The organism is Pseudomonas turukhanskensis, assembly GCF_027922365.1.
GTDB classification, from domain to species: domain Bacteria; phylum Pseudomonadota; class Gammaproteobacteria; order Pseudomonadales; family Pseudomonadaceae; genus Aquipseudomonas; species Aquipseudomonas turukhanskensis.
Map to the genome: position 1 here is coordinate 57,637 of NZ_BSFN01000015.1, position 26,977 is coordinate 84,613.

The 26,977-nt window shown below is 60.7% G+C and carries 20 protein-coding genes, 1 tRNA gene and 2 pseudogenes; 3 read left to right on the top strand and 20 right to left on the bottom strand.

From position 1 onward, the window contains the following. Positions 1-77: 77 nt before the first annotated feature. From PKE98_RS20165 to rpsU, 7 genes and pseudogenes are all read right to left on the bottom strand, one after another. Complete coding sequence (locus PKE98_RS20165; RefSeq protein WP_271197105.1) at positions 78-1,142, bottom strand: tyrosine-type recombinase/integrase; 1,065 nt, start codon at positions 1,140-1,142, stop codon at positions 78-80. 126 nt (positions 1,143-1,268) lie between these two features. Next, positions 1,269-1,345 (bottom strand) — tRNA-Ile (locus tag PKE98_RS20170). A gap of 16 nt (positions 1,346-1,361) precedes the next feature. Then, positions 1,362-5,096 carry an EAL domain-containing protein gene (locus PKE98_RS20175; protein ID WP_271197106.1) on the bottom strand — a complete coding sequence of 1,245 codons (3,735 nt, stop codon included), beginning with the start codon at positions 5,094-5,096 and terminating at the stop codon, positions 1,362-1,364. A gap of 141 nt (positions 5,097-5,237) precedes the next feature. Next, complete coding sequence (rpoD, locus tag PKE98_RS20180) at positions 5,238-7,088, bottom strand: RNA polymerase sigma factor RpoD (protein WP_271197107.1); 1,851 nt, start codon at positions 7,086-7,088, stop codon at positions 5,238-5,240. Positions 7,089-7,155: 67 nt separating this feature from the next. Then, positions 7,156-7,794, bottom strand: a pseudogene (gene dnaG, locus PKE98_RS27230) (DNA primase); the annotation flags it as partial. A gap of 71 nt (positions 7,795-7,865) precedes the next feature. After that, positions 7,866-9,159 (bottom strand): annotated as a pseudogene (gene dnaG, locus PKE98_RS27235) (DNA primase); the annotation flags it as partial. A gap of 316 nt (positions 9,160-9,475) precedes the next feature. Then, on the bottom strand, positions 9,476-9,691 hold the full coding sequence (rpsU, locus tag PKE98_RS20190) for a 30S ribosomal protein S21 (protein WP_002551877.1): 216 nt from the start codon (positions 9,689-9,691) through the stop codon (positions 9,476-9,478). Between the two features lie 201 nt (positions 9,692-9,892). Here rpsU and tsaD point away from each other — a divergent pair, with 201 nt between their 5' ends. Continuing rightward, positions 9,893-10,918 carry a tRNA (adenosine(37)-N6)-threonylcarbamoyltransferase complex transferase subunit TsaD gene (tsaD, locus tag PKE98_RS20195; RefSeq protein ID WP_271197187.1) on the top strand — a complete coding sequence of 342 codons (1,026 nt, stop codon included), beginning with the start codon at positions 9,893-9,895 and terminating at the stop codon, positions 10,916-10,918. 3 nt (positions 10,919-10,921) lie between these two features. On the opposite strand, the gene plsY is transcribed toward tsaD, so the two are convergent. Beyond that, positions 10,922-11,491: a glycerol-3-phosphate 1-O-acyltransferase PlsY gene (plsY, locus tag PKE98_RS20200; RefSeq protein ID WP_271197189.1), complete on the bottom strand. Its 570-nt coding sequence runs from the start codon at positions 11,489-11,491 to the stop codon at positions 10,922-10,924. 74 nt (positions 11,492-11,565) lie between these two features. Between plsY and folB the strand changes: the two genes are divergently transcribed. Together folB and folK are read left to right on the top strand one after the other, a co-directional pair. Further along, complete coding sequence (folB, locus tag PKE98_RS20205; protein ID WP_271197191.1) at positions 11,566-11,922, top strand: dihydroneopterin aldolase; 357 nt, start codon at positions 11,566-11,568, stop codon at positions 11,920-11,922. Continuing rightward, positions 11,913-12,425, top strand: a complete 513-nt coding sequence (folK, locus tag PKE98_RS20210) for a 2-amino-4-hydroxy-6-hydroxymethyldihydropteridine diphosphokinase (protein ID WP_271197192.1) — start codon at positions 11,913-11,915, stop codon at positions 12,423-12,425. The genes folB and folK overlap by 10 nt, the downstream gene beginning before the upstream one ends. Positions 12,426-12,496: 71 nt before the next feature. Here the strand turns inward: folK and PKE98_RS20215 are convergent, their stop codons facing one another. The 12 genes from PKE98_RS20215 to PKE98_RS20270 all read right to left on the bottom strand — a co-directional run bounded on the left by PKE98_RS20215 (position 12,497) and on the right by PKE98_RS20270 (position 26,974). Continuing rightward, on the bottom strand, positions 12,497-13,732 hold the full coding sequence (locus tag PKE98_RS20215; protein WP_271197193.1) for a multifunctional CCA addition/repair protein: 1,236 nt from the start codon (positions 13,730-13,732) through the stop codon (positions 12,497-12,499). Between the two features lie 55 nt (positions 13,733-13,787). Beyond that, on the bottom strand, positions 13,788-14,297 hold the full coding sequence (locus PKE98_RS20220; RefSeq protein WP_271197194.1) for a DUF4136 domain-containing protein: 510 nt from the start codon (positions 14,295-14,297) through the stop codon (positions 13,788-13,790). Between the two features lie 61 nt (positions 14,298-14,358). Beyond that, positions 14,359-15,924, bottom strand: a complete 1,566-nt coding sequence (locus PKE98_RS20225; RefSeq protein ID WP_271197195.1) for a SpoVR family protein — start codon at positions 15,922-15,924, stop codon at positions 14,359-14,361. Between the two features lie 9 nt (positions 15,925-15,933). After that, complete coding sequence (locus tag PKE98_RS20230) at positions 15,934-17,205, bottom strand: YeaH/YhbH family protein (protein WP_271197196.1); 1,272 nt, start codon at positions 17,203-17,205, stop codon at positions 15,934-15,936. Between the two features lie 138 nt (positions 17,206-17,343). Then, positions 17,344-19,266 carry a PrkA family serine protein kinase gene (locus tag PKE98_RS20235; protein ID WP_271197197.1) on the bottom strand — a complete coding sequence of 641 codons (1,923 nt, stop codon included), beginning with the start codon at positions 19,264-19,266 and terminating at the stop codon, positions 17,344-17,346. Between the two features lie 279 nt (positions 19,267-19,545). Continuing rightward, positions 19,546-19,875 carry a thiosulfate sulfurtransferase GlpE gene (glpE, locus tag PKE98_RS20240; RefSeq protein WP_271197198.1) on the bottom strand — a complete coding sequence of 110 codons (330 nt, stop codon included), beginning with the start codon at positions 19,873-19,875 and terminating at the stop codon, positions 19,546-19,548. Further along, positions 19,872-20,696, bottom strand: a complete 825-nt coding sequence (locus PKE98_RS20245; protein ID WP_271197199.1) for a symmetrical bis(5'-nucleosyl)-tetraphosphatase — start codon at positions 20,694-20,696, stop codon at positions 19,872-19,874. Before PKE98_RS20245 ends, glpE begins: the two co-directional genes overlap by 4 nt. After that, a complete protein-coding gene (gene apaG, locus PKE98_RS20250; protein WP_271197200.1) occupies positions 20,696-21,076 on the bottom strand; it encodes a Co2+/Mg2+ efflux facilitator ApaG/CorD in 381 nt (126 codons plus the stop codon). Before apaG ends, PKE98_RS20245 begins: the two co-directional genes overlap by 1 nt. 38 nt (positions 21,077-21,114) lie before the next feature. Beyond that, positions 21,115-21,930, bottom strand: coding sequence for a 16S rRNA (adenine(1518)-N(6)/adenine(1519)-N(6))-dimethyltransferase RsmA (rsmA, locus tag PKE98_RS20255; RefSeq protein WP_271197201.1), 816 nt, complete (start codon positions 21,928-21,930; stop codon positions 21,115-21,117). Between the two features lie 76 nt (positions 21,931-22,006). Further along, a complete protein-coding gene (gene pdxA, locus PKE98_RS20260; RefSeq protein ID WP_271197202.1) occupies positions 22,007-22,993 on the bottom strand; it encodes a 4-hydroxythreonine-4-phosphate dehydrogenase PdxA in 987 nt (328 codons plus the stop codon). After that, positions 22,990-24,282, bottom strand: coding sequence for a peptidylprolyl isomerase (locus PKE98_RS20265; RefSeq protein WP_271197203.1), 1,293 nt, complete (start codon positions 24,280-24,282; stop codon positions 22,990-22,992). The genes pdxA and PKE98_RS20265 overlap by 4 nt, the downstream gene beginning before the upstream one ends. Beyond that, complete coding sequence (locus PKE98_RS20270; protein WP_271197204.1) at positions 24,263-26,974, bottom strand: LPS-assembly protein LptD; 2,712 nt, start codon at positions 26,972-26,974, stop codon at positions 24,263-24,265. Before PKE98_RS20270 ends, PKE98_RS20265 begins: the two co-directional genes overlap by 20 nt. Positions 26,975-26,977 lie beyond the last annotated feature (3 nt).

Here is a 26,977-nt window from a genome sequence, read left to right on the forward strand (position 1 = left end):
CACACAGTGGCGACGTTGATACAGGTTGCAAGGGGCTAAATCGTAAAATCTATCCGTGTTGACGCTGCCTGAGCGGGTCAGCTTTGCCTGTGCAGGTTATCCAGCTTGCTAACCAAATCCTCAGCCCTCAGGTGCGTGTAACGCTTCAGCATCTGCATCGATTTGTGCCCGCTGATGGCGGATACCTCTTGGTCAGATAGGCCGCCCTCAACCAGCCGACTGACCGCCTCATGCCGCAGATCGTGGAAGCGCAGATCGGGCATGCCGAGCTTGGTCTTCAACAAGCCCCAGGTTTTGGTGAATGCGTAGGGGCCGCGCTTTCCACTTTTGCCTGGCTCACCAAAGAACACCAAGTCGCAGTCAATTGGACGTATTGGGTTGTTCAGCGCTGTCTGGAAAGTCTCTGTGGCCCATTTGCTGAGGGGGACGGTGCGTGCGCTGTCGTTCTTTGTGTCTGAGAGACGAACCACGCGCTTTTTCATATCGACCTGATGCCTGCGCAGGGATGTGATTTCAGATGAGCGCATGCCGGTTTCCAGGGCGATGCGGACGATCCAGCCCAGCATAGGGTTGCTGTGATTGTTTACTGCGGTCAGTAGGCGACGTTCTTCTTCTGTAGACAAGCGTCGGTCGCGGCCTTCGCCGGGGCTCGGTTTGCGGATGTTCAGCACCGGGTTGAAGCTCAGGCCAAGTCCCCACTCCTGAATTGCCACAGTGAACAGATGGCTGAGCAGTGCCAGCTCCAAGCGTACGGTGTTGTTGCTGGTAGGTTTGCCGCGATTGGTGATCGAGGCCAGGCGGGTGTCGCGGTAGCCGGCGATGATTTCAGCAGAGAGGGCGGCCATGGAGTATTTGCCCATGTGGCTGATCAGCTGTTGGGCTTTGGTGGCCTCGGCGCGCTGTGTAGTCGGCTTCTTGGTAGGGCTTACTTCGCTGAGGTAGCGTTTAAGTGCCATCTCCAAAGTCAAGCGCTCTGAGCCGCTGCGCTGGATGAAAACGCCCCTGACCATTTCGTCTTCGGTGCGGCGCGCCCAGTCTTCAGCATCGCGTTTAGTGCGGAAGGTTTTAGTGTTGGTCGGCCAGCCTGTTTTACGCACTAGGGCTTTCCATGTGCCGGCTTCCGTTTTGACGATGGTGGCCATCTTTTCCTGCTCCAAAAGTGCGCCGCTGTACCGGCACTGTACTGAATTTGTACCTTTGGACTATAGGACTGGTCTAGCTATTTTTCTGTGGACATGAAAAAGCCGCGCAGTGCGCGGCTTTAGAGTTGGTGGGCCCACACGGACTCGAACCGTGGACCAAAGGATTATGAGTCCTCTGCTCTAACCAACTGAGCTATAGGCCCTCAGAAAGTGCGCGGATTATACCGGTGCGGTTTGCTGTGTGCCAATTGCGTGGCGCGGGGTTAGGAAAGTGCCTGCAAATTTGTCGGGGGTTACGGCGCGGCTGAGGATAAAGCCTTGGATTTGTTCGCAGCCCTCAGTGACCAGAAAGCGTTCTTGCTCGGGGGTTTCGACGCCTTCGGCGATGACGGTGAGCTGCATGCTGCGGCCCAGGGCAATGATGGCGCGGGTGATGGCGGCGTCGTGGGTGTCTTCGGGTAGGCCGCGGACGAAGGATTGGTCGATTTTCAGTGTGTCGAGCGGTAGGCGTTTGAGGTAGCTGAGGGAGGAGTAGCCGGTGCCGAAGTCGTCGATGGCCAGCAGTACGCCGAGGTTTTTCAGGTCGTGGAGGATAACCAGGGCTTCTTCGGTCTGGTTCATGATGAAGCTTTCGGTGATTTCCAGTTGCAGCATGGACGGTTGCAGGTGGTGTTCGGCGAGCAGGTTGGCGATGCGTTCTACCAGGCGCGGTTGGCGCAGTTGAGCGCCGGCGAGGTTGACGGACAGCGGGCCGAAGGGCTGGTTGTGTTGTTGCCATTCGCCCATCTGTTTGCAGGCCTGGGCCAGCACCCAGTCGCCAATGGGCAGGATCAGGCCGTTGTCTTCGGCCAAGGCGATAAAGCGTTCGGGCGGGACGTTGCCGAACACCGGGCTGTGCCAGCGCAGGAGGGCTTCGGCGCCGACGATGTTGCGGGTTTGCAGGCATTGTTTGGGTTGGTAGTGCAGGCTCAGTTCGTTGCGTTCGATGGCGCGGCGCAGTTCGTTTTCCAGGGCGATGCGGTCGGTGGCTTGCTGGGTCAGGTCGCTGGTGTAGAGCTCGGCACGGTTGCGGCCTTTGGCTTTGGAGCGGTACATGGCGGCGTCGGCGTTTTTGATCAGGGTGGCGACGTCGGAGCCGTCCAGGGGAAACAGGCTCGCGCCGATGCTGGCGGTGATAAAGAATTCGTGGCCGTCGGCGTGGAAGGGCGCGCTCAAGCAGGTGAGCAGTTTGTTGGCGACCCGCTCGGCGTCGCTGGCTTGCTGCAGGCCGGGCAACAGAATGATGAATTCATCGCCGCCCAGGCGGGCCACAGTGTCGATGTCGCGCAGTTGGCTGCGCAGGCGTTTGGCGGTGGCTTGCAGCAGGATGTCGCCGACCGGGTGGCCGAGGCTGTCGTTGATGTGTTTGAAGCGGTCGAGGTCGAGAAACAGCACGGCGCCAAGGGCCTGGCTTGTCTGCGCGTCGGCGAGCATGGCGTGCAGGCGGCTTTCGAATAGCAGGCGGTTGGGCAGGCCGGTCAGTGAGTCGTGGTGCACCTGGTGATCGAGTTCGTCCTGGGCGTGTTTGAGCGAGGTGATGTCGGCGAATACTCCGACAAAATGGGTGATCTGGCCCTCGCTGTTGCGCACGGCGCTGATGGTCAGCCACTCGGGGTACAGCTCGCCGTTTTTGCGTTTGTTGCAGATTTCGCCTTGCCAGTGACCGACCTCGTCCAGTTGGTGCCACATGGCGGTGTAGAAGGCGCTGTCGTGTTGGCCGGAGGCGAGCAGGCTGGGTGAGTTGCCCAGGGCTTCGGCTTCGCTGTAGCCGGTGATTTGGGTAAAGGCGCGGTTGACGGCGGTGATGCGCCGTTCGATGTCCGTGATCAGCACGCCTTCGGCGGTGCTCTCGAACACGGTGGCGGCGAGCTGGAGTTTTTCTTGGTTGCGGGTGCGTTCGGTGACGTCGCGGGCGATGGTCAGCACGCAGCGTTCGCCTTTGATCTGCATGCCCTGCATGGAAATTTCGCACAGCCGCAGTTCGCCGTCTTTGGCGCGGATTACGGCGGTGTAGTCGCGCACGGTACCGCTGTCGCGCAGGCGTTGCATGATGGTGGCGCGGTCTTGCATGTCGTGCCACAGGCCCAGGCCAATGGTGGATTGGTTGGTTACGTCAACCATGGTGTAGCCGGTCAGGGTGCTGAAGCCTTCGTTCACTTCGAGGATCAGGCCGTCTTGCATGCGGGTGAGCAGCAGGCCGTCGGGTGAGGCGTGAAAGGCCTTGGCGAATTTTTCTTCGGAGAATTGCAGCTGCTCCTGGGTTTGCTTCACCTGGCTGATGTCGCGCACCACGACGACCAGCGCCGGTGTATCGGCCAGTTGGAACGGCTGCGCCGAGATCAGCCCGGTAAACAGTTCGCCGTTCTGCCGGCGAAACTGCATTTCCAGGTTGCGCAGGCTATCGCGTTGCAAGCGTTGCAGTACCTGGGGGCCGGCACCGGGTACGCCCCACAGGTTGAGTTCAGTGCCGCTTTTGCCGATGGCGTCGGCCGCGCGAATGCCGGTGTGCAGTTCGAAGCTGGGGTTCACTTCGAGCAGGCGGCCGTCGTCCTGGCGAGCGATCAGCAGGATGTCCGGGCATTGCTGGAATACGGAGGCGAATTTCTGTTCGGACAGGCGCAGTGCCTGCTCGATCTGTTTGGTTTCGGTGACTTCAATCATCACGCCGCGCAGCACGGTGGCGCCGCGGTGTTCGATTAGCGTGACGATGTCGTGCACCCAGATCAGACGGCCATCGGCGGCGTACATGCGGTAGTCGACGGTGTGGTCGCGGCCGGCGTCGGTTTCTGCCCGGCAGTAGCTCAGGGTGCGGTCGCGGTCTTCGGGGTGCAGGGCGTTGGCCCAAAAGTCGGGGTGTTGCCAGGCGCTTAGCGGGTAGCCGAAGAGTTTTTCGGCGTGGGGCGATACGTAGGAGTAACTGAAGTCGGCGAGGTTGGCTTCCCAGGTAACGGCTGACAGGCATTCCACCAGGCTGCGGTAGTGTTGTTCGCTGGTGCGCAGGTCTTGTTCCAGCGCGCTGCGGCGGTTGATTTCGCTGGTAAGGCGCCGGTTTACCGCGACCACGGCGATCAACACCAGCAGCAAGACCAGCAGGCTGGGCACGGCGAACATCAGGGTTTTGCGCCAGATGCCGCGTTGGTCGAGCACGCCGCCGAGCCAGTGCTCTTGCATGGCTTCGATTTCGCTGGCGGTCATGTCGGCGAACACTTTGTCGAGAATGTTCACCAGCATGGGCTGGTCTTTGGGCGCGGCCATGGACAGTTGGTAGCGGTAGGGTGTTTCGCCGGTGATGGCGATGCCTTCGAGCTTGAGCTGACGCAGGCCCCAGACGCTGGAGGCGAGGTCGCCGACCAAGGCGTCGGCCTGGCCAGTTGCCAGGGCTTGCAGGGCCGCAGCCACATTCGGCACGGGCAGCAGATTAAGGTCGGGGTGCTGGCTGCGCAGCAGCTCGTGGGGCGCGTAGTTTTCGACGACGGCGATTTTCAGGCCGTAGAGGTCTTTCAGTTCGCGCGGTTGTCGGCCATTGGTGCGGGCCAGAATGACGATGGGAAAGTCGAGGTAGGGGCGGGTGAAGTTCAGGTAGCTCTGGCGCTCGGGGGTGGACATGGCACCGGGCAGCAAGTTGATGGTGCCTGCTCGCGCCTGATCGAGCACTTCGCTCCAGGTGCTGGGCTCGTAGATCTCCATCTTCACGCCCAGGCGCTTTTCCACCAGGGCAATGTAGTCGGCAGCCAGGCCCATATAGCGGCCTTGCTCGTCACGGTATTCGAAGGGGGGCCAGGTGGCATCCACGCCCATGCGCAGGGTGCGGTGCGCGGCCAGCCAGGCTTGCTCGTCCTCGGTCAGCGTCAACGCGTAAGCGGGCACTGCCCAATAGGCCAAACACAGCAAAAGAGTGGCAAGCAGTCGCGGCATCACGCAGCCTCGAAACAGCGATAGGTGGTTCGCCGAGTGTAGCGCTTGTGGCGTGTTGCCAGCACGCAGAAAGCAAAACCCCCGGGCGGAGCCGGGGGTTTTGTTTGCGCTTTTGTTAAGCGCTACTCGTTGAGTAACGAATTACTCGTCGAGGAACGAGCGCAGGTGCTCGCTGCGGGTCGGATGACGCAGCTTGCGCAGCGCCTTGGCTTCAATCTGCCGGATCCGCTCGCGGGTTACATCGAACTGCTTACCAACTTCCTCGAGGGTGTGGTCGGTATTCATGTCGATGCCAAAGCGCATGCGCAGTACCTTGGCTTCACGGGCAGTGAGGCCGGCCAGTACTTCGCGGGTCGCTTCCTTGAGGCTTTCTACCGTGGCGACATCGATTGGCGACTGCATGGTGGAGTCTTCGATGAAGTCACCCAGATGGGAGTCTTCATCATCGCCGATCGGTGTTTCCATGGAGATCGGCTCTTTGGCGATCTTCAACACCTTACGGATTTTGTCCTCAGGCATTTCCATGCGCTCACCCAGTTCTTCGGGAGTAGGCTCGCGGCCCATTTCCTGAAGCATCTGACGGGAGATGCGGTTGAGCTTGTTGATGGTCTCGATCATGTGCACCGGAATACGGATGGTGCGGGCCTGGTCGGCAATCGAGCGAGTGATCGCCTGACGGATCCACCAGGTGGCATAAGTCGAGAACTTGTAGCCGCGACGGTATTCGAACTTGTCCACCGCTTTCATCAGACCGATGTTGCCTTCCTGGATCAGATCGAGGAATTGCAGACCACGGTTGGTGTACTTCTTGGCGATGGAGATCACCAGACGCAAGTTCGCTTCAACCATCTCTTTCTTCGCGCGGCGGGCCTTGGCCTCACCGATCGACATGCGACGGTTGATGTCCTTGATCTCGGCCAGTTTCAGGCCAGTCTCGGTTTCCAGGGCCACCAGTTTTTGCTGGCAACGCTGGATGTCGGCCTGCAGACGGCCAATGGCTTCAGCGTATTTGCTTTTGCCTTTGGACAGTTGCTCGGCCCAGCTTTCGTCGATTTCGTGGCTCGGGAACTGACGCAGGAAGTCGGCGCGCGGCATACGGGCATCACGCACACACAGCTGCATGATGGCGCGTTCTTGCTGACGCAGACGATCCAGGGCATCACGAACACGGGTTACCAGTGCGTCGAACTGCTTGGGAACCAGCTTGATCGGCATGAACAGGTCGGCCAGTTCAGCGAGTTCGGCCAGGCCTTGCTTGCTGTCGCGACCGTGCTTTTTCAGCACCTTTTTGGCCTTTTCCAGTTGATCGGCCACGGCGCCAAAGCGCACGCGAGCGATTTCCGGATCCGGGCCGCCATCACCTTCTTCTTCGTCTTCGCTGTCACCGTCGGCTTCTTCGTCTTCGGTTTCAGGTTCGGCCGCCGCAGCGCCGTCCTTGATTACCGGGACGGGTACTTCGGCCGGCGCGGCAATGCCGTCATCCGGATCGATGTAGCCGCTGAGGACCTCGGCCAGACGGCCGCCCTCGGTGGTAACGCGGGTGTATTCGGAAAGAATGCTGTCGACCGTGCCTGGGAAATGAGCAATAGCGCCCATAACTTCACGAATGCCTTCCTCGATGCGTTTGGCGATTTCGATCTCGCCTTCGCGGGTCAGCAGTTCGACCGTACCCATTTCGCGCATATACATGCGCACCGGGTCGGTGGTGCGGCCAATATCGGTTTCTACCGCAGCCAAAGCAGCGGCTGCTTCTTCGGCGGCCGCTTCATCGGTATCGGCTTCAGCCAATAGCAGAGCGTCCGCATCCGGAGCACTCTCGAATACGTTGATCCCCATGTCGTTAATCATGCGGATGATGTCTTCCACCTGTTCCGGATCTGAAATATCCTCCGGCAGGTGGTCGTTGACCTCTGCGTAAGTCAGGTAACCCTGCTCACGACCACGGCTGATCAACTCTTTAAGGCGGGACTGTTGTTGCGCTTTTCCGGACATAACACCCTATCCACTGAAGGTCTTGGCGGGCAAAAAACAAGCCGAGGATTATACCAGAGCTGAGACCTCACGCGCCAGTTGAGGTCGGGGTGACGGGAGTTGCGGTACGACTGAGCAGGTCGCGCAGTTGTTCTTTCTCCTCTGCGCTGAGCTCACTTTGACGGGCTTTACGCAGCAAATGTTCCAGGCTGCGCTCGCGTTGGCGTGCTGCCAGACTAGTTATAGTGTCGAAAAACTGTTGTTCAAGGTTGTCGGCATCAATCAACCATTCCTTTTCTGCCAATGCTTTGAGCAAGCGGCCCTGTTCGGTGCCGTGCCACCGGGCAATCAATTGCAGCGAACGCAGCTTCGGATTCTTTTGCATGGCGCCCAGCAGGGCGACCAGCAATTGGGCATAGGTGTCGTTTTCTGCGGCGAAATGGCTGGCATCTTCGACTTTTTCCGCCAATTGCGGATGGTGCAGCAGGGTGCGCAGCGCGGTAAGCGTGGGTGATTCCACTGGGGCGGCAACCCGCGGGCCGCGCGGGAAATCGTCGCGGTCACGGTCGCCTTTCTTGCTCCAGTTTTTTTCCCATTTTTTTCCGCCGCCCTGGCCTTTGCCTTTGAAGCCGGTTTTCGGCTGCCAGGCTTGCTCGGGCTGTGGCGCAAATTGTTCGTGGCCAAAATCGGCCGGCGCATCGTAGTAGGCGCTGGGGTCGTAATGCGGTGCGTCGTCCATGTCGTAGTGAGGCGACGATGGCACCGACGGGGCGCTGACCGGGTTGTGCGGCGGCGTGTTAAACGATTCGCTGCTCAGCCCGGTGATTTCCGTCAGGCGCTGACGCATCAGAATCTTCAGGTTCGCGCCTGGGATTTTGTCGATTAGCGGAGCGGCCAAGGTCGCCAGGTGTGCCTTGCCCTCCAGGGAGCGAGGGTCAGCTTCCTGGGTCAGTTGCTGGAAGAAGTAGTCGGCCAGCGGCTGCGCCTGTTGGTTGATGCGGGCACGGAAGGCATCGGTGCCCTCGGCGCGCACCAGGCTGTCCGGGTCTTCGCCTTCGGGCAGAAACAGGAAGCGCGCGCGGCGGCCGTCTTGCAGGCTCGGCAGGGTCGATTCCAGTGCGCGCCAGGCGGCGCTGCGGCCGGCCTGGTCGCCGTCGAAGCAGAACAACACGCTGGGGACGATGCGAAACAGGCGCTTGAGGTGTTCTTCGCTGGTGGCGGTGCCGAGGGTGGCGACGGCATTGCGCAGGCCTTGCTGGGCCAGGGCAATCACGTCCATATAGCCTTCAACCACCATCACTTCGTCGAGGTCGCGGTTGCTCTTGCGCGCCTCGTACAGGCCGTAAAGTTCCTGGCCTTTATGGAAGACCGGCGTTTCGGGTGAGTTCAGGTACTTGGGTTTGTCGTCGCCCAGCACACGGCCGCCGAACGCGATGACTCGGCCGCGACTGTCGCGAATGGGGAAAATCACCCGGTCGCGGAAACGGTCGTAGCGTTTGCCGCTGTCGGCATTTTCGATCAGCAGGCCGGCTTCGATCATCGCCTTCTGCTGCAGCGTGTCGGTGGCCAGGTGCTTCATCAGGTTGTCCCAGCCGGGCGGGGCAAAACCCAGGCCGAAGTCGCGGGCGATTTCGCCGGACAGGCCGCGGCCTTTCAAATAATCGACGGCCGCCTTGCGCGTCGGATGGCTTTTCAGTGCCTGGCGGTAGTAATCGGCGGCGGCAGTCAGCAGTGGGTACAGCGGCGAATCGGTGGGCTGCCGCGGTTTGTGCGGGCCGCCGCGGCCGTTTTCTTCGCGTACCACTTCCATGCCGGCACTTTTGGCCAGGTCTTCCACGGCCTGGACGAAGTCCAGGTTGTCGTGGTCCATGATAAAACCCAGGGCGTTGCCGCCGGCGCCGCAGCCAAAGCAGTAGTAGAACTGCTTGTCCGGGCTGACGCTGAACGAGGGTGTTTTCTCTTTATGGAACGGGCAGCAGGCGCTGAAGTTTTTCCCGGTTTTCTTTAATTGCACGCGCGAGCTGACCACATCGACGATGTCGGTGCGGTTGAGCAAATCGTCAATAAAGCTTTGGGGAATCAGCCCGGCCATGGCGCTCTCGAAGTCGGTCGAATCGCGGGCATTGCTGCCGCAATTTCAGGTGTTCGGAAATAGATGCAAAGCGCTTTCCCGGCGCACGAAGCGGCGGGGTGGCTAATCATGCCAAGAGTTGGCTATTGGCTCTACAGGCCTTTTACGGTCAGAATGCGCGGAAATTTTCCCGCACAAACGCGAAAAAGCGAGGCTTATCGCGGTTGCCAGGCAACGTTGATAACTTCGCTAATGCGTTTGGAGCGTTGTGCTATCGATTTTGCCGGCAGCCCGACTTGCGTCGGGCGTGGCAAAACAGGCGGCGTCAGTCTGCGTATTAGTACAGACGAACGGCGCGGCGCTGTTCGCGCTGCACTTTCTTGGCGTGGCGCTTAACTGCGGCTGCAGCTTTGCGTTTACGCTCGGAAGTTGGTTTCTCGTAGAACTCGCGGCTGCGAACTTCAGCCAGAACACCGGCTTTTTCACAGGAGCGTTTGAAGCGACGCAGAGCTACGTCGAAGGGTTCGTTCTCTTTAACTTTGACGGCTGGCATCCAGAGCTACCTTCATTCATTACCGGGGTAGACGTACTCGTTGCAAAAACAGAGCTGGAGGACGTCGGGTTTTTAAGGGTTGCGGATGTTAACGCCTCATTGCCAGGAATGCAAAGCCTCTGATCGAAAACCGCTAGGCGGCGCTACAGACGGCGATTATCATGCGCGCCTTCGAAATTGCCCAGTCTGAAGGGAACACCCATGCTTGTGCTGGGATTAGAAACCTCCTGCGATGAAACCGGCGTTGCCTTGTATGACAGCGAGCGCGGCTTGCTGGGCGACGCTTTGTTCAGTCAGATCGACCTGCATAAAGCCTACGGCGGCGTGGTGCCGGAGCTGGCCTCGCGTGATCACGTCAAGCGCATGCTGCCCTTGATTCGCGAAGTGCTTGAGCAATCCGGCTGCGCCACGTCGGATATCAATGCAATCGCCTACACCGCCGGCCCCGGGCTGGTAGGTGCCTTGCTGGTGGGCGCCGCCTGCGCGCAGGCGCTGGCGTTTGCATGGGATATCCCGGCCCTCGGCGTGCACCATATGGAAGGCCATTTGCTGGCGCCCATGCTGGAAGAAACCCCGCCGGAATTTCCCTTTGTCGCCTTGCTGGTTTCCGGCGGCCACACCCAGTTGGTGCGCGTCGATGGCATCGGCCAGTACCAACTGCTGGGTGAGTCGCTCGACGATGCCGCTGGCGAGGCGTTCGACAAGACCGCCAAGCTCATCGGCCTCGGCTACCCCGGCGGCCCGGAAATCGCCCGTCTGGCGCTCAGCGGCGTGCCCGGCCGTTTTGTTTTTCCGCGGCCGATGACCGACCGCCCGGGTCTGGACTTCAGCTTCAGCGGCCTGAAAACCTTTGCGCTCAACACCTGGACGCAGTGCCGCGATGCTGGCGACGACGGCGAACAAACCCGTTGCGACATCGCCCTGGCCTTCCAGACCGCCGTGGTCGAGACTCTGACCATCAAGTGCCGCCGGGCCCTCAAGCAGACCCACCTCAACCGTCTGGTGATTGCCGGCGGCGTGAGTGCCAACCAGGCACTGCGGCGCTCGCTGGAAAAGATGCTGGGTGAGTTCAAGGGCAATGTGTTCTACGCCCGTCCGGCGTTTTGCACCGACAACGGCGCAATGATCGCCTACGCCGGTTGCCAGCGGCTGTTGGCCGGTCAGCACGAAGGCCCGGAAATCTCGGTGCAGGCGCGTTGGCCCATGGAGCAGTTGCCGGCGATCTAGGGCTTAGAAATGCCGTTCGCGCCCGGCCAGCAGGTCGCGTAAATTGCTGCGGTGGCGCCACACGATCAAGCCCGTCAACACACACATGGGCAGCAAGGCGCCCGGTTGTTGCCAGGCCAGTAGCGGCAGGGTCAGCGGGGTGGCGATCAGGGCCGCAAGCGAGCTGGTACGGGTCAGCCAGAAGGTCAGCCCCCAGCCCAGTACGGCGAGCAGGGCGGCAGGCGGATAGAGCCCCAGCAGCATGCCCGCCGCTGTTGCCACCCCTTTGCCACCGCGAAAATTGAAGTACACCGGGTAGAGATGCCCGACCACGGCGGCCAGGCCGATCCAGGCTTGTTGTTGTACGTTGAACCCCAGAGCATGGGCGAGCAGCACCGGCAACAAGCCTTTGAGCAGGTCGCCGAACAAGGTCAGAATGGCCAGCTTTTTACCCGCCACCCGCAGCATATTGGTGGCGCCGGGGTTGCCGGAACCGGCAGCGCGCGGATCGGGACCACCGACCAGGCGGCTGAGCAAGATGGCAAAGGACAGCGAGCCGAGCAGGTAGGCGAGGATCGCCAGCAACCAGAACATGGTATCCATCCGGGGCGAGTGAGCCCCGATTCTAGCGGGGCACAGCGCCCTTGTCGTGCGGCGGAGCAGAGTGCTTGGACAGAGTGTTTATCGAAGGTCTGGAAGTCGACACCGTGATCGGTGCCTATGACTGGGAGCGTGACATTCGCCAGTGCCTGCGCCTGGACCTGAGCTTCGCCTGGGACAACCGCCCGGCCGCTGCCGGTGATGACCTGACCAAAGCCCTGGACTACGCCTCGGTGTCCACTCGCATTCAAGCCTTTGCCGAGCAGGCGCAGTTTCTGTTGGTGGAAACTTTCGCCGAGCGCCTGGCTGAAATGCTGATGAGCGAATTCAATATTCCTGGCTTGCGCCTGAAACTCACCAAGCCCGGTGCGGTGCCGGCGGCTACCGGCGGTGTGGGCGTGGAGATTCAGCGCGGATGTCTCTGACCCCCATCCTGCTGGGCCTGGGTAGCAACGTCGAGCGCGAAACGCATCTGACGGCGGGCCTGGAGGCTCTGGCCCAGTTTCTCCATGGCATGCAGTGCTCGCCGGTGTTTGAAAGCCAGCCGGTGGGCATCAAGAGTGGGCCGTTTTTCAACCTGGTGGTGCTCGCGCAAACCGATCTGCCGCTGCACGAGCTGGATCGCCGCCTCAAGCATATCGAAGCCGACAATGGCCGTTATGCGCCGAACCGCAAAGGCCTGCCGCTGGATATCGACGTGCTGACCTACGGCGATCTGGTCGGTGATTTCGACGGGCTGATTTTGCCGCGTGCCGAAATTCTCAAGAACGCCTTTGTGCTATGGCCGCTGGCGTTGTTGGTGCCGGATCTTCTACACCCAGGTGCGCGCAAGCCCTATGCCGAGCTATGGCGTGATGCACAGATTCAGCAGGAATTGGCGCCGGTGGCGTTTGATTGGCGCGGGCAGCCACTCACGCCACGCGCATGACCCCTGTAGGAGCCAGCTTGCTGGCGAATCCTGGAAACGGCGGATTAAAAGCTTCGCCAGCAAGCTGGCTCCTACGCAGTGTTATCGTCCGCGGCTTTGTACGCCTGTAGGGCCTTCAGGCGTTCACGCTTGAGGGCTTCGCCCAGCTCCGCGCCTTTGTGTCCCTGCTCCACCAACGGCTGCACCTGCACCGCACGCGCTGCTTGCGCGGCGCCGCGTAGGTACGCGGCCTGCGGATAATCGCGCTGCTCCAAACCAAGCCGCCCGCGAGCATCCATCTCGCACGCGGCAATAAACTCTTCGAAGCGCTGCGGCCGGCGATAAACGTCGAAGGTCTGCAGCAACTCCAGCAAGGTCGAGGCCTTCAGTTCCAGCGCCCGGTGCCCATGGGTATGGTATTCACCCACCAGTACCGCCAACTCCTGGCAATCACGCGGCGCCTTGCAACGTTCATTCACCGCCTTGATCAGCTTGATACCACGATGTTCGTGGGCGATATGCCGTGGCCACTCTTGCGGCGGCGTCACGCCTTTGCCCAGGTCGTGGAGCAGGCTGGCCCAGCGTACGGTCAAGGGTTGCCTATGTTCGGCGCATTGGCGCAGCACGCTAAGCACATGCTCGCCGGTATCGATCTCGGGGTGATGAGCCTCGGGTTGCGGCACGCCAAACAGGGCGTCCACCTCCGGCAGCATCGCCTTCAGCGCGCCGCAGCGGTGCAGCACCTCGATGAACACGTCCGGACGGTCTTCCATCAGCGCGCGGGAGATTTCCTTCCAGCTGCGCTCCGGGGTCAACGCAGACAATTCCCCGGACTCACTCAGGTTGCGCATAAGCGCCAGGGTTTCTTGCGCCACTTCAAAGCCCAGCGGCGCATAGCGGGCGGCAAAGCGCGCCACCCTTAGTACCCGCAGCGGGTCTTCGGCGAACGCGGGGGAGACGTGGCGCAGCAGGCGCGCCTCGAGGTCTTTCTGGCCGCCGTAGGGGTCGAGCACGGTGCCGTCGTCGTCTTCGGCCATGGCATTGATGGTCAGGTCGCGGCGGGTCAGGTCTTCTTCGAGCGTGACCTCGGGGCTGGCGTAGAACGTAAAGCCGCCGTAGCCGCGCCCGCTTTTGCGTTCGGTGCGGGCGAGGGCGTATTCCTCTTGGGTTTTGGGGTGCAGAAACACCGGAAAATCATCGCCGACCGGGCGGTAGCCCTGGGCGAGCATTTCTTCGGCGGTGGCGCCTACGACCAGCCAATCGACATCGGTAACGGGGCGACCGAGCAAGCGGTCGCGTACGGCGCCGCCGACTTTGTAAATCTGCATGAAAAACCCTCCATTAGCGCCACAGCATACCCGCTGCGGCGCCAGAGGCCAGGGTTTAGCGGCTGACGGGAATCTGTTGCAGCAGAGCGATTACCGCACCGTGCAGCAGCTCGGCGCGCTTCCAGGACGGGCTCAGGCTGGTGGTGATCAGGCCTTGCCACAGGGTTTTATCGGCGCGATCGCTGATGCGCAGGCGCAGGGTGACGGATTCGTCCTGAAAACGGTGCACCGCCAGGTAGCTACCCAGCGGGTTAGTGGGCGGGTTGTCGACGCGAAACTCCAGCGGCGTTTCGTTCAGGGTCAGCGTGTAAGCCACCCGTACTTCAGCTTTCTTGGTTTCGCGGTAGCCGTGGTTGAGCAAGCTCTGGCGCAGGCTGGCCTCCACCTGGGCGTAGTCGGTGGTAGGCGGCAACTGGCCGTCGGTGCTGGTGCTGGGCGGCAGCATTTCAAAGGTGTGGCGTGTGCCAAGCGACGGGGTGGCGGTCTGCACCACCAGCACTTGCGGCGAGGAGGTGGCACAGCCGGCGAGCAGCAGACTGAGTAGGATAATTCGTAGAACAGGCATAAACGACAGGCTCCGCTGAGGAAGCAATATGCTCAACGCAAGCCCGCCGTCGGTCAACCAATCAAATGGGCGGGATGGCCAGATCCAGCCGCGGGTACTCGTTACTGTCGCTCTCGCCACGGGGCGGCACGTGCTGGGTTTGTATCACTTGATCGCCGCGTACGGTTTCCAAGTGGATATCGAACCCCCACAGGCGATGCAAGTGCTTGAGCACCTCTTCGGTGGAGTCACCCAGCGGTTTGCGGTCGTGCTGTTGGTGGCGCAGCGTCAGTGAACGGTCGCCACGCCGGTTGATGCTGAAGATCTGGATATTCGGCTCGCGGTTGCCCAGGTTGTACTGCGCTGCCAGGGTTTCGCGAATGGTCTGGTAGCCGGGCTCGTCGTGAATGGCGGGCACCACCAGTTCGTCTTTCTGGTCGTCGTCCATCACGCTGAACAGCTTCAGATCGCGAATCACTTTCGGCGACAGGTACTGGAGGATAAAGCTCTCGTCCTTAAAGCTTTTCATGGCGAATTTCACCGCCGACAACCAGTCGCTCCCCGCGATTTCAGGGAACCAGCGTTTGTCTTCTTCGGTGGGGTTTTCGCACATCCGGCGGATGTCGCTGTACATGGCGAAACCCAGGGTGTACGGGTTGATGCCGCTGTAATAGGGGCTGTCGAACGGCGGTTGGTAGATCACGCTGGTGTGCGACTGCAGGAACTCCATGATAAAGCCGTCGGTAACCAGGCCTTCGTCGTAGAGGTCGTTCATCAGCGTGTAGTGCCAGAACGTGGCCCAGCCTTCGTTCATCACCTGCGTCTGGCGCTGTGGATAAAAATACTGGGCGATCTTGCGCACGATGCGCACCACTTCGCGCTGCCAGGGCTCCAGCAGCGGCGCGTGTTTTTCCAGGAAGTACAGGATGTTTTCCTGCGGCTCGGCCGGAAAGCGGCCGGCATCTTTTTCGTTGCCCTTGTCAGCGCCCTTGGGAATGGTGCGCCACAGGTCGTTTATTTGCCGTTGCAGGTGCTCTTCGCGTTCCTTCTGACGTTGGCGCTCTTCTTCGGCGGAAATCGGATACGGGCGTTTGTAGCGGTCGACGCCGTAGTTCATCAGCGCATGGCAGGAGTCGAGCAGGTCTTCCACGGCATCGATGCCGTAACGCTCCTCGCATTGCATGATGTACTGCTTGGCGAACACCAGGTAATCGATGATCGAGCTGGCATCGGTCCAGGTGCGGAACAGGTAATTGCCTTTGAAAAAGCTGTTGTGCCCGTAGCAGGCATGGGCCACCACCAGGGCCTGCATGCAGATGGTGTTTTCTTCCATCAGGTAGGCGATGCAGGGGTCTGAGTTGATCACGATCTCGTACGCCAGGCCCATTTGCCCGCGGCTGTAGGATTTCTCGGTGCTGAGAAAATGTTTGCCGTAGGACCAATGGTGATAACCCAGCGGCATGCCCACCGAGGCGTAGGCATCCATCATCTGCTCGGCGGTAATCACTTCGATCTGATTGGGGTAGGTGTCCAGTGCATAGCCTTCGGCGATCCGCGCAATTTCCTTGTCGTAGGCGCGGATCAGTTCGAAGGTCCATTCCGAGCCCGTGGAGATGGGCTGGCCTCTTTTCTTCTCTCGAGCGCTCATGGCGATACCTCAGCTGACGAGTCGGCGCTGAAACAGTTCGCGGAATACCGGGTAGATATCGCCGGCGGACACCAGTTGCTGCTGGGCAAACGTATCGGCAAAGGCCTCGCCCACCTGTTCGTATTCGAACCACAGCGCCTGGTGCTCGCGCGGGGTGATTTCCACATAAGTGAAGTACTGCACCAGCGGCATGATCTGTTTCATCAGAATGTCGCGGCAGATGGGCGAGTCATCGTTCCAGTTATCGCCGTCGGAGGCCTGTGCCGCGTAGATGTTCCATTCGCTGGTGGGGTAGCGCGCCTCCATCACTTCCTGCATCAGCTTGAGCGCGCTGGACACGATGGTGCCGCCGGTTTCCCGGGAGTAGAAAAACTCTTCTTCGTCCACTTCGCGGGCGCTGGTGTGGTGGCGGATAAACACCACGTCGATCTTTTCGTAATTCCGCTTGAGAAACAGGTACAGCAGGATGAAGAAGCGCTTGGCGATGTCTTTGGTGGCCTGTGTCATGGAGCCGGACACGTCCATCAGGCAGAACATCACCGCCTTTGAGCTGGGGTTGGGTTGCTTCACCAGCAGGTTGTATTTGAGGTCGAAGGTATCGAGAAATGGCACCCGTTTAATGCGGGCACGCAGTAGCACTATTTCGGCTTCTACGGCCTGAATATCAGCGAAGTTGTCGGGTTCTTCGACTTTAAGGCGGTCCAGTTCGGCGATGGCCAGGTGCAGTTTGCTGCGACTGCTGCCGGACAATGCAATACGCCGGGCGTGGGAGGCGCGCAGCGTGCGGACGATATTGATGCGTGAAGGGTTGCCGTCATTGCTGACCCCTGCGCGCACGGTTTTGAAGGTGTCGGTGCCGGTGAGCTGGCGCTTTACCAGGTTGGGCAGTTCGAGGTCTTCGAACATGAAATCGAGAAATTCTTCCTGGGTAATCTGGAAGGAGAATTCGTCCATGCCCTCGCCGGAATTGCTGGCCTTGCCCGCGCCCTTGCCGCCGCCACCGCCTTGGGGCCTTGGAATGCGCTCGCCGGTGGTGAATTCCTTGTTGCCGGGGTGAACCTGGGTCTGCTTGCCACCACGGCCGTGGTGCAGCAGCGGTTCATCGATATCGCGGCCGGGAATGCTGATTTGTTCGCCATGCTCCATATCGGTGATGGAACGGCGGCTGACCGCTTCCTCAACGGCCTTCTTGATATGGTCGCGGTACCGTCGCAAAAAGCGCTGACGGTTTACCGTGCTTTTGTTCTTGCCGTTCAAACGGCGGTCTATCACATAGCTCATGGACGCTCCTCAGAACCCCCGAGTCTTTCGCGCTCGTTACGGCGAGCACCGTAACGAGCAGACCCGCAGCGGTTCATGCGGCCGGCACGTATGTGCAGGCCTTGCGGCAACGACGCAGGCCCAAGCCTGCGTGGCAGGTTACTGCGACTTGCGAACCCGCAGGTACCATTCGGACAGCAGGCGAACCTGCTTGTCGGTGTAGCCGCGCTCGACCATCCGCGAGACAAAATCGTTGTGCTTGGTTTGGTCCTCCTTGCTGGCCTTGGCGTTGAAGCTGATGACCGGCAGCAGATCCTCGGTGTTGGAGAACATTTTCTTCTCGATCACGACCCGCAGCTTTTCATAGCTGAGCCAGGTCGGGTTCTTGCCATTGTTGTTGGCCCGCGCGCGCAGCACGAAGTTGACGATCTCGTTGCGGAAATCCTTCGGATTGCTGATGCCGGCCGGCTTCTCGATTTTTTCAAGCTCTTCGTTGAGCGCTACGCGATTGAGAATTTCGCCGGTTTCCGGATCCCGGTATTCCTGGTCCTGAATCCAGAAGTCGGCGTACAGCACATAGCGATCGAAGATGTTCTGCCCGTATTCGCTGTAGGACTCCAGGTACGCGGTCTGGATTTCCTTGCCGATAAACTCGATATAACGCGGCGCCAGGTATTCCTTGATGTAACGCAGATAGCGCTCGCGCACTTCGGCGGGGAATTGTTCCTGCTCAATCTGCTGCTCGAGCACATACAGCAGGTGCACCGGGTTGGCGGCGATTTCGTGCGGGTCGAAGTTGAAGACCTTGGACAGAATCTTGAAGGCAAAGCGCGTCGACAAACCGTTCATGCCTTCGTCCACGCCGGCGCTGTCGCGGTATTCCTGGATCGACTTGGCTTTAGGGTCGGTGTCTTTAAGGTTTTCACCGTCATACACGCGCATTTTCGAGTAGACGTTGGAGTTGTCCGGCTCTTTCAGGCGCGACAGCACGGAGAACTGCGCGAGCATTTTCAGGGTGTCAGGCGCGCAGTGGGCTTTTGCCAGGGAGCTGTTGAACAGGAGCTTGTCGTAGATCTTGATCTCGTCACTAACGCGCAGGCAGTACGGCACCTTGACGATGTAGATCCGGTCGATGAACGCCTCATTGTTCTTGTTGTTACGAAAGCTGTGCCACTCCGATTCGTTGGAGTGGGCCAGCAGCACACCCATAAACGGAATGGCACCGAGGCCCTCGGTACTGTTGTAGTTACCTTCCTGGGTGGCCGTGAGCAGCGGGTGCAGCACCTTGATCGGCGCCTTGAACATCTCGACGAACTCCATCAGCCCCTGGTTGGCACGGCACAGCGCGCCGGAGTAGCTGTAGGCGTCGGCGTCGTTCTGCGGGAATTCCTCCAGCTTGCGAATATCGACTTTACCTACCAGCGCGGAAATGTCCTGGTTGTTGTCGTCCCCCGGCTCAGTCTTGGCCACGGCAATCTGGTTAAGGATGGAGGGGTAGAGCTTGACGACGCGGAATTGGCTGATGTCGCCGCCGAACTCGGCCAGCCGTTTGGTGGCCCACGGCGACATGATGGTGCTCAGGTAGCGCCGCGGAATGCCGAAGTCTTCTTCGAGGATGGTGCCGTCTTCGGCCGGATTGAACAGCCCCAGAGGTGATTCGAAAACCGGCGAGCCCTTGATGGCGTAGAAGGGCACCTTCTCCATCAGCTGTTTGAGCTTCTCGGCCAGGGACGACTTACCGCCGCCCACCGGGCCCAGAAGGTAAAGAATCTGTTTCTTCTCTTCCAGGCCCTGAGCGGCATGGCGGAAGTAGGAGACGATCTGGTCGATGCATTCTTCCATGCCATGGAAGTCTTCAAAGGCCGGATAGCGGCGAATCACCTTGTTGGAAAAGATCCGCGACAGCCTGGAGTTGTGCGAGGTGTCGATCAACTCGGGCTCGCCAATGGCCATCAGCAGGCGTTCAGCTGCCGTGGCGTAAGCGCTCTTGTCCTGTTTGCACAAGTCGAGATATTCCTGAAGGGAATATTCCTCCTGGCGAGTCGCTTCGAAGCGTTGTTGGAAGTGGCTGAAAATACTCATGACGTCACCTCGCTTGATGGTCGAGCCGGGCGGGATCGGTCGAGCGGGTGCTGGCAATCTGCCGACGAGTCGGCAAATGAGAATCCCCCAGAACACCTAAAGGTCGCTGCCGATAGCCCCGGAAGCCGGTGTGCCGGCTCTCCCCTATATGGATGGCCTGAGGCTAAGGATAGTTCGGAATTGGAGAGGTCAAGGACCGACAAACGATAAGCATGTGTCGGTCTTTGTTACAGAAGGGCGAGAGGCCAGGCAGGGCGCGGGGTAGACGCTTGGAAAAAATTATTCGGCAGACTCGCTGGCGGTCTCGGCCGGATAGGTGGCGCGCCACAGTTCAAAGCCGCCGTCCAGGCTATAAACCTCGGAAAAGCCCTGACTGACCAGATAGGCTGCTGCGCTCTGGCTGGAGTTGCCGTGGTAGCAGGAAACGATGAGCGGGGCGTCTAGATCGGCCTGGGTGATGAAGTCGTGCAATGAGTGGTTGTCCAGATGCCGCGAGCCACTGATATGGCCCATGGCATAGCTTTGCGGGTCACGGATATCCACCACCACCGCGCCTTGCTCGCGCAGGGCCTGGGCTTGCTCAGGTGGGATGCGTTTGAATTCGCTCATGGCATTAGCTCCTTGCAGTCGCAACGATAGGGCTCGCCGCTGTCGACGTTTAGTAAAGTCATGGCACCGCCCCAGACGCAACCGGTATCCAGGGCGGTAACCCCCGGCGCGTCGCAGCGGCCTTCCAGCGCGGCCCAGTGACCGAAGATGATTTTCTGCCCGGCCGTTTTACGCTGCTTGTGGTTGAACCACGGCAGGTAGCCGGGCGGCGCGCTGCCGACGCCTTCCTTGGTTTTCAGGTCCAGGGTGCCATCGGCTTTGCAAAAGCGCATGCGGGTAAAGTAGTTGGTGATCACCCGCAGGCGGGTGACGCCCTTGAGGTCACTGTCCCAGCGGCTCGGCTCGTTGCCGTACATGCCGTCTAAAAACGGCAGCAGGCGCGCATCGTCGCGCAGCGCGTCTTCTACTTCTTCGGCGCAGCGCAGCGCTTTTTTCAGCGACCACTGCGGCGGAATACCGGCATGCACCATGACGATGTCGCGTTCGGCGTCGTAGTGCAGCAGTTTCTGCAGGCGCAGCCAGTCGAGCAACTCGTCGCGATCTGGCGCCTCGAGAATCTCACGCAGGGTGTCGCCCTTTTTAAGGCGTTCGATATTGTGCGCGGCAGCCAGCAGGTGCAGGTCGTGGTTGCCCAGCACGCACACCACGGCTTCGCGCATGGCATACAGAAAACGCAGGGTTTCCAGCGACTGCGGGCCACGGTTGACCAGGTCGCCCACCAGCCATAGCCGATCTCTGGCGGGGTCGAATGCCACACGCGCCAGCAGGCATTTCAGTGGGTCCAGGCAACCTTGCAGATCGCCAACGGCGTACACCGTCATCAGTGCAGGGCCCCGGGAACGGCGAGGCGAAATGGCGCGATGACGGCGTCGAAGCGTTTACCGTCGTCGGCAACCATCTGGTAGCTGCCCTGCATGGTACCCACGCGCGTGGCCATGAGGGTGCCGCTGCTGTAGGTGTGGCTGCCGCCGGCTTCGATGGTCGGCTGCTGGCCGATCACTCCTGGCCCGCGTACTTCCTGCACGCGGCCATCACCGTCGGTAATCACCCAGTGCCGCGACAGCAGCTTGGCAGGTAGCTCGCCGTTATTGCGGATGGTGACGGTGTAGGCGAACGCAAAGCGGTTCTGTTCCGGCTGCGATTGCTCCGGAAGAAAACGGGTTACGACGCTGACGTCGATCTGGTAACGGCTATCGGACATGCGAAAGGCTCAGTTAAGCGAACAGCGGAGTATCGAGTTTAGTGTGCGGGCGCCACAGTTGTCTGCTCATGCAGCTTGTCGGCCAGGCGCACGAAGGCGGCGAGGTCGAGCTGTTCCGGACGCAGGCTGCCATCGACTCCGGCAGCTTCAATCGCCTCACCGCTGAGCAGGGCCTTGAGCGTATTGCGCAGGGTTTTGCGCCGCTGGTTGAAGGCTTCGCGCACCACGCGTTCCAGTAAACGCTGGTCTTTGGCCGGGTGCGGCAGGGTGGCGTGCGGCACCAGGCGGACAATCGCCGAGTCCACTTTCGGTGCAGGATTGAACGCCCCGGAGCCGACATTGAACAGGTGCTCTACCGCGCAGTGGTACTGCACCATGATCGACAGCCGGCCCCAATCGCCGCCGCCGGGTGTGGCGGCCAGGCGCTCAACCACTTCCTTTTGCAACATGAAGTGCATGTCGCGGATCAGGCTGGCGTTCTCCAGCAGATGAAAAATCAGCGGCGTGGAAATGTTGTACGGCAGGTTGCCGACCACGCGCAGGCTGTTGGGCGCTGGATTGAGGCTGGTGAAGTCGAACTTCAGGGCATCGCCCTGATGCAGGGTGAAGTTTGGGTTGCTGTCGAACTTGCCCTTGAGGATCGGGATCAGGTCCAGGTCCAGCTCCACCACGTCCAGCATGCCGCCGCTGGACAGCAGGCCTTCGGTGAGCGCGCCCTGGCCCGGGCCGATCTCCAGCAAACGCTCGCCGGGCTTGGCATGAATGGCGCGCAGGATGCGGTGGATAACGCCGGCATCATGCAGGAAGTTCTGGCCGAAGCGCTTGCGGGCGCGATGTTGGTAGTGCTCAGTCATAAAGGCTCTGCTGCGAAATAGGGCGGGCGGCATCTGTGCCAGTTAAGGCGCAGGACGCGACAAAAGAAAGGTCAGGCTAACGGCTTTCAGCCATCTGGTAGGCCGTTTCGAGGGCCACCTGCAGGCTGCCGGTGTCGATCTTGCCGCTGCCGGCCAGATCCAGGGCGGTGCCGTGGTCGACCGACGTGCGGATAATCGGCAGGCCCAGGGTAACGTTCACGGCGGCGCCAAAGCCTTTGTACTTGAGCACGGGCAAGCCCTGGTCGTGGTACATGGCCAGCACGGCGTCGCAGTGCTCGAGGTATTTCGGGGTAAACAGGGTATCGGCGGGGAGCGGGCCGATCAGGTTCAGGCCGTCGCCGCGCAGGCGCTCAAGCGTTGGCTCGATTACCTCGATTTCTTCGCGCCCCAGGTGGCCGCTCTCGCCCGCGTGAGGATTCAGGCCGCACACCAGGATACGAGGGGCTGCAATACCGAACTTGCTGACCAGGTCGGCGTGCAGAATGCGCGTCACCCGTTCCAGGCGCTCGGCCGTGATAGCAGCGGCCACGTCTTTGAGCGGCAGGTGCGTGGTCACCAGCGCCACGCGCAGGCCGCGGGTGGCAAGCATCATCACCACTTGATGAGTGTGGGTCAGGTCAGCAAGAAATTCGGTATGACCTGAAAAGGCGATGCCTGCTTCGTTGATCACGCCCTTGTGTACCGGGGCGGTGATCATCCCGGCGAAGTGGCCGTTTACACAGCCAAGCCCGGCGCGGGTCAGGGTTTCCAGCACGTAAGCGGCGTTGGCCGAGTCGAGTCGGCCGGCCACCACGGCGCTGTGCAGCGGGGTATCCCACACGTACAGGGTGCCGGCGGGAGCGGGCGCATCTGGCCAGGCCTCGGGCGTAACGGCTACCGCGCGCACGGCAACGCCAAGCTGGGCGGCCCGCTCATTGAGCAGATCGCGGCTGGCGATGGCGATAAGGGGGTAAGGCTGGGCGTGCTGCGCGAGCAGCAGGCATAGGTCGGGACCTATACCCGCCGGCTCGCCGGGTGTCAGAGCGAAGCGCGGTAGGGTCACAGTTTGACTTCTACGTACGCCTCGTCGCGGATCTGGCGCAACCAGGCTTGCAGCTCTTCGTCGTACTTACGGTTACGCAGGGCGTTGAGGGCCGCTTGTTTGCGGAACTCTTCGCTGCTGTCGGTGGCGCGGCGGCCAAGAACTTCCAGCACGTGCCAGCCGTAAGGGCTTTTGAACGGTTTGGACACTTCGCCACTGGCGGTGTTGGCCATTACCTTCTGGAACTCGGGCACCAGGGAGCTCGGGTCGATCCAGTTGAGGTCGCCACCGTTCAGGGCCGAGCCCGGGTCTTCGGAGAAGGCCTTGGCCAGTTCGGCGAAGTCTTCGCCCGCCATGATTCGGTCGTACAGGCGTTGAACCAGACGTTCGGTTTCAGCTTCGCTGCGGATTTCGCTTGGCTTGATCAGGATATGACGAACGTGAACTTCGTCCTTGACCTGGCTGCCGCCGCCGCGTTTTTCCAACAGTTTGATGATGATGAAACCGCCCGGAGTGCGCATCGGCTCGGTGACGTCGCCTACCGACAGAGCGCCGATCATGCCGTCGAACGGGGCCGGCAACTGAGCAGCTTTACGCCAGCCCATGTCGCCGCCTTCCAGTGCCGTTTCGCTGCCAGAGCTGGAAATCGCCAGTTGGGCGAAGTCCGCGCCTTGTTTCAGTTGCTGGTAGATCTGCGTGGCCTGCTTGTCGGCAGCCTGAATGGTTTCCGGCGAGGAGCTCTCCGGAACCGGGATCAGGATGTTGGCCAGGTGGAACTCTTCGGAGAGCTGCATCTTGCCCAGGTCTGAAGCCAGGAAGTTCTGCACTTCCTGATCGGTAACCTGAATGCGCTCGGCCACACGGCGTTGGCGCACGCGGCTGATGATCATCTCGCGACGAACCTGCTCGCGGGCGTCATCGAAGGACAGACCGTCCTGCGCCAGAGCGGCGCGGAACTGCTCGACGCTCATGTTGTTGCGCTGAGCGATGGTGCCGATGGCCTGGTTCAGTTCTTCATCGGTAATGCGAATGCCGGAGCGATCACCAATCTGCAGTTGCAAGTTTTCAATGATCAGACGTTCCAGCACTTGCTGGCTGAGGACGTGTTCCGGCGGCAGGGCGGCACCGCGCTTGGCGATGGTGTTTTGCACCTCGCGCAGGCGGTCGTCCAGTTGGCTTTGCATGATGACGTCGTTGTCGACAATGGCCACGACGCGATCAATGGACTGCACTTCGGCCTGTGCCGCGGTACCCAGAAGCACAGCGCCCAGCAACAGCGGGCGCAGACAATCAGTAAGCTTGGTCTTCACGTTCACGATAACCTTGAATGCCTTGGTCGAGGAAACTCTCAACTTTATTGCCGACAACGCCACCGAGGCCTTTCAGCACGATTTGCAGGAAGATCCCGCGGTCGCCTTTCTCTTCGCGTTGCAGGTCGAATTCGTCGTACTCAACCCAGTAACGGTTGATCAGACGCAGTTTCCAGCAGCAGTTGTCGTATTCGAAACCACCAAAGGCTTCCAGCGTACGGCTCTGGTTGTAGTCGAACTGCCAGCGCGCGATGGCGCTCCACTGCGGAACCACCGGCCAGATAACCGAGAAGTCGGACTGATCGATCTTGTACTCGTCGCCCGCCACTTCGAACTCGCCAGTGCGCGGGTTGAAGCGTTTGACGTCGTTACGGTAGCGGTAGCCGGCGTTGATGATCTTGCCGGGGTTGGCTTCAGGCTGGTAATGGGCCATGACGTTACCCGAGCGGGTTTCGCCGGCATCCGGGTCCCAGTTGAAGTCCGAGCTCACACGCCAGTCGCGGTTTACGCGGTATTCGCCGGTGAGGGCGTACGGCGATACCGAGGCCTCGTCCTTCCCGTCGATACCCGGCAACTGCACCTTGCGATCTTCGAAGTAGAAGGTCTGGCCAAGCGCGACGCTGGCGCGCTGGAAGCCGTTCGGTTCGATGAACTTGCTGCTGGCGCCAAGCGACAGCTGGTTGGCATCGCCAATGCGGTCACTGCTGGAGAAGCGGTTTTCACGGAACAGCGAGGCGTAGCTGAACGGTGTTTCGCTGGTGTCGAAGATCGGGATATCCGACTGGTCGCGATACGGTACGTTCAGGTAGTAGGCGCGCGGTTCGAAGGTCTGGCGGAAGTTATTGCCAAACAGCGTGGTGTTGCGGTCGAAATACAGGCCACTGTCGACGCTGTACAGCGGCACGCCACGGTCCTGGCTGCTGCTGTAGTCCTGGCCGGCGAGCAGGGTGGTTTTACCCTTCTGGTCGAGGTCCAGGCTGTAGTCGGTGTACAGGTATTTCATCGTCGGTTTGACGTAACCCCAGTTCCAGTTCAGCGGCAGGCTGACGCCTGGCTCCAGATGAACGCGGTCGCCGGTGGCGCGGGTCAAGCCTTGCAGAAAGCTGTCCGGGCTGTCGTTGCCGTTGTAAGTGTACTCGTCCAGGTTGCGGTCGAAGCGCACGAACTCGGTGTCATAGGTGAAGTTCAGGCCGCCGGGCTGGAACGGCAGCACACCATTGAAGGTCACCTGCGGCAGGCGGTCATACGGCGTTACGTCGGCAACGGTGGCCAGTTCGTAGGCGTGCACATTGAGCTTGGCGTCGAAGCTGTCGCCGCGATACGTCAGAGAGCCCTGCTGGTCTACGAAGGTCTTGTTGCTGACGTCCAGATCGGTTTCCAGATCCTGGAAGTAATACGGGTCGCTGATATTGGTGTAGTCGATCTCACCCAGCAGACGCGAGTCCAGGCCAGTCTGGTTTTCCAGGCTGTACAGGTAGCGGTTCTTCTCGTACTTGGGCTCGTCCTTGCGCTCGTCGTCACCGTCGTTCAGGTAAGCGGCGCTGACTTTGCCTTCGCTGCTTTCGGTGAGGTAGCGGAACTCGCCTTCCATCATCACGCCGCGCTCGGTCATGATGCGTGGGTACAACGTGGCGTCGTAGTTGGGCGCCAGGTTGAAGTAGTACGGCGTGACCAGCATCAGGCCGGTATCGCTCGACGAGCCGATGCTAGGCGGCAGGAAGCCGGACTGGCGACGGTCGTCGATCGGGAAATAGATGTACGGGGTGTAGAACACCGGAATGTCTTTTACCCGCAACGTCACGTTGGTGGCCGTACCGAAACCGGTGGCCTGGTTCAAGGTGATGTTGTTGCCTTTGAGGTTCCAGGCGTTGCTGCCGGGTTCGCAGCGGGTGTACGTACCATCCTTGAGGCGGATGATGGTGTCTTCCTGGCGCTTGGCATACAGCGCGCTACCGCGCACGTTGGCCTTGTGCAGCACGTACTCGGCGTTGTCGATCTGCGCTTCACCGGTGTCGAGCTGAATGCGGGCGTGGTCACCCACTACCAGCGCGCCATTGTCACGCAGGCGCACATTGCCGTTCAGTTCGCCGCGGTTTTCGGCTTGCAGCAGGCTGGCCTCATCGGCCTGCACCTGCATGCTGCCCTGGCGCATGATCACGTCACCGGCGAGGGTGGCGACCTGCTGTTCCTGCTCGTAGCGCGAAGCTTTGGCGGACAGATAAGTCGGCGCGTCTTTCTTCGCCGTCTTGTCGGTCATGCCCGGGCGTTCAGGCTCGACGTACGCACCGGAGCAATACGGGCCGGTTTCGGCCAGTTGCTCGGCGGTGAGCTTGTCGCGCGGAACCCAGTCGAGGTGACTGTAGTCAGCACTGCGAGATTTCAGGGCTTTGCCTTTGCTCTCGGTCACCAGTTGCGGTTTGGCCTCGGCGGCTTCACCCGAGGCGACCGTGCTGGTCTTCTCGGCCGAGGTGCCGGCCATGGAGCTCACCGCGCCGGCGCTATGCACCGGGCGAGGAGGCAACACGGCGGTGTCCGTTTTCGGCGCACACGCCCAACCACCCGAAGGCGACACCTGGCAGTCATACTGCTCGGCGGCGACCACATATTGGGTAGCAACAGGTTGCAAGGCCAATAGGCTGCCGGTAACCAGCAGAGGGAATTTTTTACGAAACGCGGGGTATTTTACTGCCATCTT

Bases quoted from the DNA above. Each gene is read 5' to 3' on its own strand.
- glpE (WP_271197198.1), bottom strand. From the start codon at position 19,875: ATGAGCGAATTCAAACGCATCCCACCTGAGCAAGCCCAGGCCCTGCGC.
- PKE98_RS20225 (WP_271197195.1), bottom strand. From the start codon at position 15,924: ATGAGCGCTCGAGAGAAGAAAAGAGGCCAGCCCATCTCCACGGGCTCG.
- PKE98_RS20230 (WP_271197196.1), bottom strand. From the start codon at position 17,205: ATGAGCTATGTGATAGACCGCCGTTTGAACGGCAAGAACAAAAGCACG.
- PKE98_RS20175 (WP_271197106.1), bottom strand. From the start codon at position 5,096: ATGCCGCGACTGCTTGCCACTCTTTTGCTGTGTTTGGCCTATTGGGCA.
- PKE98_RS20215 (WP_271197193.1), bottom strand. From the start codon at position 13,732: ATGCAGATTTACAAAGTCGGCGGCGCCGTACGCGACCGCTTGCTCGGT.
- PKE98_RS20245 (WP_271197199.1), bottom strand. From the start codon at position 20,696: ATGACGGTGTACGCCGTTGGCGATCTGCAAGGTTGCCTGGACCCACTG.
- PKE98_RS20165 (WP_271197105.1), bottom strand. From the start codon at position 1,142: ATGGCCACCATCGTCAAAACGGAAGCCGGCACATGGAAAGCCCTAGTG.
- plsY (WP_271197189.1), bottom strand. From the start codon at position 11,491: ATGTTCTGGTTGCTGGCGATCCTCGCCTACCTGCTCGGCTCGCTGTCC.
- tsaD (WP_271197187.1), top strand. From the start codon at position 9,893: ATGCTTGTGCTGGGATTAGAAACCTCCTGCGATGAAACCGGCGTTGCC.
- rpoD (WP_271197107.1), bottom strand. From the start codon at position 7,088: ATGTCCGGAAAAGCGCAACAACAGTCCCGCCTTAAAGAGTTGATCAGC.
- apaG (WP_271197200.1), bottom strand. From the start codon at position 21,076: ATGTCCGATAGCCGTTACCAGATCGACGTCAGCGTCGTAACCCGTTTT.
- PKE98_RS20235 (WP_271197197.1), bottom strand. From the start codon at position 19,266: ATGAGTATTTTCAGCCACTTCCAACAACGCTTCGAAGCGACTCGCCAG.
- rsmA (WP_271197201.1), bottom strand. From the start codon at position 21,930: ATGACTGAGCACTACCAACATCGCGCCCGCAAGCGCTTCGGCCAGAAC.
- folK (WP_271197192.1), top strand. From the start codon at position 11,913: ATGTCTCTGACCCCCATCCTGCTGGGCCTGGGTAGCAACGTCGAGCGC.
- PKE98_RS20220 (WP_271197194.1), bottom strand. From the start codon at position 14,297: ATGCCTGTTCTACGAATTATCCTACTCAGTCTGCTGCTCGCCGGCTGT.
- PKE98_RS20270 (WP_271197204.1), bottom strand. From the start codon at position 26,974: ATGGCAGTAAAATACCCCGCGTTTCGTAAAAAATTCCCTCTGCTGGTT.
- rpsU (WP_002551877.1), bottom strand. From the start codon at position 9,691: ATGCCAGCCGTCAAAGTTAAAGAGAACGAACCCTTCGACGTAGCTCTG.